The sequence below is a fragment of the Cedecea sp. genome, assembly GCF_036500665.1.
Classification (GTDB): Bacteria; Pseudomonadota; Gammaproteobacteria; order Enterobacterales; family Enterobacteriaceae; genus Cedecea.
The window spans coordinates 40461-48966 of the sequence record NZ_DASYBS010000062.1 but is presented as its reverse complement, the minus strand read 5'-3'; the positions used below and the strand labels follow the sequence as shown (position 1 = coordinate 48966).

Genomic DNA, 8506 nt, shown 5'->3' with positions numbered 1-8506 from the left:
GTTACTGTTCATTGCCCTCGATGCCATTCAGACGAAGTTTATCGCCATGGCCGCAGTTCTTCCCAACACGAACGCTTTCGTTGCCGGACATGTGGCCGGGTTTTCCAGCTGGCCTATACCTATGAAGCCCGAAAACCCGGTGTTAAGGAGCAGATCATTGAGATGACCTTCAACGGGGCGGGTGTTCGTGATACCGCCAGAACACTTAAGGTGGGCATCAACACCGTCATCCGTGCCTTAAAAAACTCGCACCAAAACAGGTGACATCTTCACCAGTTGCTCATGCCGATGTCGCCCTTATCTGCGAACTGGATGAACAATGGAGCTTTGTTGGCAGCAAGACCCGACAGCACTGGCTCTGGTACGCGTATAACACAAAAGCAGGCGGCGTTCTGGCTTACACCTTTGGCCCCCGAACCGATGAAACCTGCCGTGAACTGCTGGCGTTGCTCGCTCCTTTTAACATCGGCATGATAACCAGCGACGACTGGGGCAGTTATGCCAGAGAAGTACCGAAGGACAAGCATCTGACCGGCAAGATTTTTACTCAGCGCATTGAGCGTAACAACCTGACACTGAGAACCCGAATCAAAAGGCTGGCCCGCAGAACCATCTGCTTCTCACGTTCTGTTGAGCTTCATGAAAAAGTCATAGGTGCTTTTATCGAAAAGTACATGTTCTATTGATTGGAGTCATCACCAAGATTGCCGCCTGTTACCAGGGCGGCATTATTACTGGATTATGAAACTGAAAAATGCACATACAAAACTGTCTAGTAACCACTATTTATACGTTTTTATGGTAAACCACTCGTCACCCTCTATATATCAGAAAAACTTTTACGCTTTTCATTGACTAAAATAAAACTTGAATATTGTATCTTTGCACAGAGTGTTTCAATCTTCATCTTTAGTTCCATAATGTATATTCGCTTCGCACTGTCATCCATGATGTTCTTATTCGCATTAAGGAAGGCATAACCGTCTGTAATTTTGGTGTACTCTTCGGAATATTTTTCAAACTGCCCGGACTTCTCCTCTTTGAGCAAATTGAAATTATCGATACATTTATTATTCGTTGAAGCGACCGTCATCCCTTCGGTTAAACCGCGAATAAAAGTCGCATCACTCTCCTGAGGTGCAACCTGATTATTGGCAGTAAAAAAATTATCTGCCGGATACGCCTGCACGGGTGGCATCCGCGCGGAATCATTACTGACACATGAAGAGATAAAAAAAGTACAGGGTAACAGGAGTGTTAGTGAGATTATTCCGTTCATAAATATCCTTATGAGTATCATAGAGAATCTGTATCTGGAGGGGCGCGCTGGCCTGCAGTAACCGGCTCTCATAAATTTTATATCGTGCACGAAAAAACGATTTTATTTTCTCGCCCAAAAAAGTAGGTGTTATTATTTTTATTTATCACAATCGTCAACTCCATTAATTCCTTACCGCGAAAAAAAAGAAAATCGAGAAAAGGATCGGGGATAAAAGTATTATTGACTGAGTCGCTTGCGTATACCGTGCCGTAGACACCATAAATAACCAATGTCTCAGGAGACATAACGCGATATTTAAAATCCACACTGCGAATAACATCATAAAGCAGCTTATCCTTTTTTAAATTGCCTACGATCTCCGCACTGCCGCTAAAATCATCTCTTAATGTTATTGATATATTCCCCTCGAAACGCTCATTTTTCATTTTATCAATATAGACAAAAGCATCATTACAGGAAAATCCATATGCCTGAGCATAGATTGAGTGCAGATAAAAAACGCTGCCCATCAGTGCAAGAAAGATATAAGAAAGAATGACTAGTCTATTATTCATTTAATATAATATCCTTTGCAAAAGGCGTTTTCATTACTATTTATACCGTGAGTGCACTCAGCAAGAAACTCTCTCCCCTGGCCACGAAAATCCAGATCGGTAATAAATACCTTACCTGAAATGCACGCTGCGGAAACTTCTTCTATTAATGCACTGGCGCGCTCAAGCACAATATCATTCTTTTCACGAAGCGCAGAACCAATCATATAAACATCACAAACATGGTATTTACCAACATAGAAAAAACTTTCTGCCACACTATTTTCATCGTTATGTAAGAAGTAATAAAAGAGCAGAAAAAAAATTAATAATACCAGAGTGAAAACCAGCAGCTTTATGTTTATTAATCGTTTGCCTGTTGCCTTATCAGAAGAGATTTCTTGATCCCCTGGTGTGCTATCGCTTTCTTTCTCGATAACTACATATTTATTTAAGCGAAAACCAGTGCGTGGAACAGTGATAATGACATCATCTTCTACTCCCAGTAAAGAAATAGCCCTTCTGGAAATAGATATATATTGATTGAGCGTGTTATTAGATGAACTTAACCCTTGTTTATCCCAGATGTCCTCAAGTATCGCTTCGCGAAAAAGAATAGCTCCATCACTGTCCAGGATAAACTGAAGAAGATTACTATTGGTGATCGTTAAGTTTATCACATGCTCAGGATCGTCTATATTCCAAAGCGTGCCATCCGCCGGCTTAAACTTCACCACTCTATTAATTATATAAATCATATTTACAATACATTCCCTTGCTGCGTGCAGAAATACATAAATTATTTAAAAGAATATTAAACACCAACTACTAATATAAGTTTTCTGAAATCGACGGCAGCTTAGCATAAAGGTTTATATAGTTAATAAGTGCAGGTATTTTTTAGGATAAAGACAGCACAATTATAAAAAACACAAGACATCCTCTCTTATAATACATAAGAGATAATTAATTTTTATAGCCTAAATATAAAGTCATGCAATTTTTAAAATGACATTTTTTCAATAAAATCATCCACAGGGCAGCAATAGACTAACCTCACTACTTGAGATTTCATTATCAAAGACGTTGGGAATATAGCAGGGTTAAGAACGGGTACAATGAAATGAAGGATGGATATCCGACGTGCTATCGCGCCGGATATCCGTCTGACGATACGGCGTTAGCTACGGCGGCCTAATTTGACGGCTTTAAGCACCACGAACTTGCTATTAGTCGCAACCGTGGTGCAGTTGCCGAAAATTTTCTTCAGCTTACGGAAGTAGTCGAGGTGGCGGTTGGCCACAATATACAATTCGCCGTTGATCTTCAGGCAACGGCGAGCGTGATGGAACATTTCCCACGCAATCTGGTCAGTTAGCGCATGCTGTTGGTGGAACGGTGGGTTACACAGCACGGCGTTGAAGCGGAACGGCTCCACGCCGGACAGCCCGTTATTGATCATAAACTCGCAGCGGTCGATGTCACCCGGCAGGTTTGTTTCAATGTTCAGGCGGCTTGAGGCGACCGCCATCGGCGACTCATCCACAAACACCACCTGAGCCTGCGGGTTTCTTTCCAACAGCGTTAGGCCAATCACCCCATTGCCGCAACCCAGATCGACAATTTCCCCTTCCAGGTCAGAAGGCAGGCTCTCAATGAAGAAACGCGCACCAATGTCCAGCCCGTTACGGGAGAAAACGTTCGCGTGGTTATGAATCGTCCACGGCGTACCTTCCAGCTTCCAGGTCAGGGTTTCTGGCGCATCGGCCAATTCTGGCTTGGTTACCGTCGGGTTAATTAAACGCGCTTTTTTCCACGCCAGCGTGGTCGTAGTCGGCCCCAGAATTTTTTCAAATAGCTCAAGCGTGGAGTTGTGAATATCACGCGCCTTCGCACCGGCGATGATGCGGGTTTCCGGCGTAACCACTTTACGCAGAGCGCGCAGCTGCTGCTCCAACAGCGCCAGCGTTTTAGGCACTTTAATCAGCACCAGACCCGGCTCTGGCGGATAATCCGCGGTGCTGTCGAGGAAGGTGACGCTGTTTTCCGGGATTTCGTTCTCGCGCAGATTTTCACGGGTTGCCAGCTCGCTTAAGTAAGAGTCGCCGATGCTGTAAGGCTTATGTTCGGCCAGTACGCAGGCCAGCGTACCGAAAGTATCGTTAAGAACAAGAACGGGGCCGACTGGCTCAAGTTCGTCTACCTGCTGCAACAGGTAGTCATCTGCCGCTTCCCACGCCTGCAGCGGGTTAACGTCGTCCGTTTCCGGAAAACGCTTCAGCGTCAGTGAACGAAAACCGTTGTCTAATTGGCTCATCGGCCCTCCTGGATGGTAAAGTTTGGTGATATCCCCGTAGTGGGGGCGAGAGTATACCTTTTTTTCCTTCAACCTGAGACAAGCATGAGCGAACTGATTTATTTAAGCGGCTATCCGGAGCATTTGCTTTCGCAGGTTCGCACCCTGATTCGCGAGCAGCGCCTCGGCACAGTGCTGGAAAAGCGCTACCCGCAGGGGCATAACATTGCGACCGATAAAGCGCTTTATGCTTATACTCAGGATCTGAAAAGCCAGTTTCTGCGCAACGCGCCGCCGATAAATAAAGTCGCTTATGACAGCAAAATCCACGTGTTGAATAACGCGCTGGGGCTGCATACCGCCATTTCACGCGTGCAGGGTAATAAGCTGAAAGCCAAAGCGGAAATTCGCGTTGCGACCGTGTTTCGCGGCGCGCCAGAAGCCTTCCTGCGCATGATTGTGGTTCATGAACTGGCGCATCTTAAGGAGAAGGATCACAACAAAGCGTTTTACGCCTTGTGCTGTCATATGGAACCGCAGTATCACCAGTTAGAATTCGATACACGGCTTTGGCTTACCCAGTTGGCCCTTAGCGGTACGGCCTGATTAAGCGCCAAAATTTTTGATTATCGACTTCCGGAGAACGCACCCGTCTATGATACGTTTCGCTGTGATTGGAACAAACTGGATAACCCGCCAGTTCGTGGATGCCGCCCATGAAAGCGGCAAATATAAGCTGACTGCGGTTTACTCCCGGAGCCTGGAGCAGGCGCAGACTTTCGCCAATGATTACCCTGTAGAGCATCTGTTTACTTCGCTGGACGAACTGGCAAAAAGCGAGGTTATCGACGCGGTGTACATCGCCAGCCCGAACTCGCTGCACGGCCCTCAGAGCCTGCTGTTCCTCAGCCACAAAAAACACGTTATCTGCGAGAAGCCGCTGGCCTCTAATCTTGCGGAAGTTGAAGCGGCTATCGCCTGCGCACGTGTTAACCAGGTGGTACTGTTCGAGGCGTTTAAAACCGCCAGCCTGCCAAACTTTATCGCGCTGCAGCAGGCGCTGCCGAAGGTCGGTAAAATCCGCAAAGTGCTGCTCAACTACTGCCAGTATTCTTCGCGCTACCAGCGCTACCTGGGCGGCGAAAACCCGAACACCTTTAATCCGGCGTTTTCTAACGGCTCAATCATGGACATCGGCTTCTACGTGCTGGCCTCCGCGGTCGCATTGTGGGGCGAACCGTACTCCGTTCACGCTACGGCTTCCCTGCTGGACAGCGGCGTGGATGCCCACGGCACGGTACAGCTGAACTACGGCGATTTCGACGTCACCCTGATGCACTCCAAAGTGAGCGACTCGGCGATCCCAAGTGAAATTCAGGGCGAAGCCGGGGCGCTGGTGATCGAGAAGATCTCCGAATGCCAGCGCCTGACCTTTATCCCGCGCGGCGGTAAACCACAGGATCTGACGCTGCCGCAGCATATCAATACTATGCTGTACGAAGCGGAGACGTTCGCCCGGCTGGTGGAAGAAAACGTGGTTAATCACCCAGGGTTGGTGACGTCGCGCAGCACTTCAGCGCTGGCGACCGAGATTCGCCGCCAGACCGGGGTTAAATTCCCGGCGGATGATGTGAGCCAGCAGACAACGGCATAAGGTATTTTGCATAAAAACAGGTACCAAATATTGACCAAAGCCATTGCTTGTCATATTTTGTTACCTGCAAAGGGGAGTAACTTCATTGCCGGTTAATCGTCATTACGATGCGCAAGCATCCGGTTGCCGGGCGACGTGAAAACGTCGTAAGTGAGACCTTGCCGGAAGGCGAGATCCCTGTTGCAAGCGAAAGCGGCTGGCGTCTTCTGATGTTGGCCGTTTTTGTTTTCAAGGAATCTTATTATGCATACTGTCGGTACTCCGCTGCTCTGGGGCAGTTTCGCCGTCGTGGTCGCCATCATGTTGGCGATCGATCTCCTGGTTCAGGGCCGCCGTGGCTCGCAAACCATGTCAATGAAGCAGGCCGCTATTTGGTCGCTGGTCTGGGTTTCTCTCTCCCTGCTGTTTAACCTTGCCTTCTGGTGGTATCTCAGCGGAACCGCTGGCCGCGAAGTGGCGGACACTCAGGCGCTCGCCTTCCTCACCGGTTATCTGATTGAAAAAGCCCTGGCGGTCGATAACGTCTTCGTCTGGCTGATGCTGTTCAGCTACTTTGCCGTGCCTGCTGCGTTGCAGCGCCGGGTGTTGGTTTACGGCGTGCTGGGTGCGATTGTACTGAGAACGATCATGATCTTCGGCGGCAGCTGGCTGATTACCCAGTTTGAATGGCTGCTGTACGTGTTCGGCGCGTTCCTGCTATTTACCGGGATCAAAATGGCGCTGGCGAAGGAAGACGACACCGGCATAGGCGAAAAGCCACTGGTTCGCTGGCTGCGCGGCCATCTGCGCATGACGGATAAAATTGAGAACGAACGTTTCTTCGTGCGCCATAACGGCCTGCTGTACGCTACGCCGCTGCTGCTGGTGCTGATTCTTGTCGAGCTGAGCGACGTGATTTTCGCGGTAGACAGCATTCCGGCAATCTTCGCGGTCACCACCGACCCGTTCATCGTGCTGACGTCTAACCTGTTCGCCATCCTTGGCCTGCGTGCAATGTACTTCCTGCTGGCCGGCGTGGCAGAACGCTTCTCAATGCTGAAGTATGGTCTGTCGGTGATTCTGGTGTTTATCGGCGTGAAGATGCTGATCGTCGATTTCTACCACATCCCTATCGCCGTTTCGCTTGGCGTGGTGGGCGGTATCCTGGCGGGTACGCTGATTATCAACGCCTGGGTGAATCACCGTAACGACCAGAAGAAGTCGGCGGAATAAGCCAATATCTCATCACAAATAAAGGGGCGTAATGCCCCTTTTACGTTCTGGCAAACGACCATCTTCCCAAATTGCTGAATATGTCACACAGATGTTAATCATCAGTTATGAAACCTAACGCTGAGCGCAATTCCAGCGCAAAATGCTTTTTCCTTCGTCGCTTTTCCTTATACTCATCGGGCAAACACATTTTCTTACAACCGCACAGACGTAGCCCACTACGCGCGCGGAACGGCACGACATCACTGAAACACAGGAAGGTATTCATGAGTTCGCAAGCTTCTGGACTACTGCAGCGCTTTGCCCGCGGCAGCCTCGTAAAACAAATTCTCGTTGGCCTGGTGCTGGGCATTCTGCTCGCGCTGGTCTCCAAACCCGCCGCCATTGCAACCGGCCTGCTCGGCACGCTGTTCGTCGGCGCGCTAAAAGCCGTGGCGCCGGTACTCGTCTTTACGCTGGTAATGGCCTCCATCGCTAACCACCAGCACGGGCAAAAAACCAACATTCGCCCAATACTGGTGCTTTACCTGCTGGGTACCTTCTCCGCCGCCCTGACGGCGGTCGTCGTGAGCTTCATGTTCCCTTCTACGCTTCACCTGACCAGCAGCGCCACGGACATAACTCCGCCGTCAGGGATCGTCGAGGTGATACACGGCCTGCTAATAAGCCTCATTGCCAACCCGATAAACGCCCTGCTGAACGCCAACTACATCGGCATTCTGGTCTGGGCGGTGGGTCTGGGCTTTGCCCTACGTCACGGCAGCGAAACCACCAAAAGCCTGGTGAACGATTTGTCTGACGCGGTGACCTTTATCGTGAAGGTGGTTATCCGCTTTGCGCCCATCGGGATCTTTGGGCTTGTGGCCTCAACGCTTGCCACAACAGGTTTCTCTACGCTCTGGAGCTATGCCCAGCTGTTGCTGGTGCTGCTGGGCTGCATGTTCGGCGTGGCGCTTATCATCAACCCGCTGCTGGTGTTTATCACGACTCGCCGCAATCCGTATCCGCTGGTGCTGGCCTGCCTGCGCGAAAGCGGCGTCACGGCGTTCTTTACCCGCAGCTCGGCAGCTAACATCCCGGTAAACATGAGCATGTGTCAGAAAATGAACCTGGATCGCGATACATATTCGGTGTCGATTCCGCTGGGAGCAACCATCAATATGGCCGGGGCCGCTATCACGATTACGGTGCTGACGCTCGCTGCGGTACATACGCTGGGCGTGCCGGTAGACCTGCCCACAGCGCTGCTGCTGAGCGTTGTGGCTTCGCTGTGCGCCTGCGGTGCTTCCGGCGTGGCGGGCGGCTCTCTGCTGTTGATCCCGCTGGCCTGTGGCATGTTTGGCATTCCGAATGAAATTGCCATGCAGGTCGTCGCCGTAGGTTTCATCATCGGGGTACTGCAGGACTCCTGCGAAACCGCGCTGAACTCCTCGACGGACGTTATCTTTACCGCCGCCGTTTGCCAGGCAGAAGATGCTCGTCCGGCGAAGGCCGATCCGCTGCGTAGTTAATCCCGACACTCCCCGCTC

The 8506-nt window shown here is 50.0% G+C and carries 9 protein-coding genes; 5 read left to right on the top strand and 4 right to left on the bottom strand.

The genetic code is table 11. The features are described from left to right. Nucleotides 1-686 (top strand): IS1 family transposase gene (locus tag VGM55_RS10310; protein ID WP_331635402.1). Its coding sequence is split into 2 segments (ribosomal slippage), with 687 coding nucleotides annotated over them: nucleotides 1-235 and nucleotides 235-686; the frame shifts between segments, so codons are not numbered across the junction. This gene is flagged as partial in the annotation. 134 nt (nucleotides 687-820) lie between these two features. On the opposite strand, the gene VGM55_RS10305 is transcribed toward VGM55_RS10310, so the two are convergent. From VGM55_RS10305 to rlmG, 4 genes are all read right to left on the bottom strand, one after another. Continuing rightward, the gene (locus tag VGM55_RS10305; RefSeq protein ID WP_331635401.1) at nucleotides 821-1279 is read right to left on the bottom strand and encodes a hypothetical protein; all 459 of its coding nucleotides are present in this window, start codon (nucleotides 1277-1279) and stop codon (nucleotides 821-823) included. A 77-nt stretch (nucleotides 1280-1356) separates the two neighbouring features. Then, nucleotides 1357-1836 carry a hypothetical protein gene (locus VGM55_RS10300; protein WP_154186997.1) on the bottom strand — a complete coding sequence of 160 codons (480 nt, stop codon included), beginning with the start codon at nucleotides 1834-1836 and terminating at the stop codon, nucleotides 1357-1359. Further along, on the bottom strand, nucleotides 1833-2573 hold the full coding sequence (locus VGM55_RS10295) for a winged helix-turn-helix domain-containing protein (RefSeq protein ID WP_154186996.1): 741 nt from the start codon (nucleotides 2571-2573) through the stop codon (nucleotides 1833-1835). Before VGM55_RS10295 ends, VGM55_RS10300 begins: the two co-directional genes overlap by 4 nt. Before the next feature lie 422 nt (nucleotides 2574-2995). After that, complete coding sequence (gene rlmG / locus VGM55_RS10290) at nucleotides 2996-4132, bottom strand: 23S rRNA (guanine(1835)-N(2))-methyltransferase RlmG (RefSeq protein ID WP_331635400.1); 1137 nt, start codon at nucleotides 4130-4132, stop codon at nucleotides 2996-2998. A gap of 84 nt (nucleotides 4133-4216) precedes the next feature. On the opposite strand from rlmG, the gene VGM55_RS10285 reads away from it, so the two are divergent. The 4 genes from VGM55_RS10285 (at nucleotide 4217) to sstT (ending at nucleotide 8488) form a co-directional block, all read left to right on the top strand. Beyond that, a complete protein-coding gene (locus tag VGM55_RS10285; RefSeq protein WP_154186994.1) occupies nucleotides 4217-4717 on the top strand; it encodes a M48 family metallopeptidase in 501 nt (166 codons plus the stop codon). A gap of 49 nt (nucleotides 4718-4766) precedes the next feature. Next, entirely contained in the window at nucleotides 4767-5765 is a 999-nt protein-coding gene (locus tag VGM55_RS10280; RefSeq protein WP_331635399.1) for a Gfo/Idh/MocA family oxidoreductase, read from the top strand. 243 nt (nucleotides 5766-6008) lie between these two features. Then, nucleotides 6009-6977 carry a TerC family protein gene (locus tag VGM55_RS10275; RefSeq protein WP_154186992.1) on the top strand — a complete coding sequence of 323 codons (969 nt, stop codon included), beginning with the start codon at nucleotides 6009-6011 and terminating at the stop codon, nucleotides 6975-6977. Nucleotides 6978-7243: 266 nt separating this feature from the next. Then, nucleotides 7244-8488, top strand: coding sequence for a serine/threonine transporter SstT (sstT, locus tag VGM55_RS10270; protein ID WP_331635398.1), 1245 nt, complete (start codon nucleotides 7244-7246; stop codon nucleotides 8486-8488). Nucleotides 8489-8506: the final 18 nt, after the last annotated feature.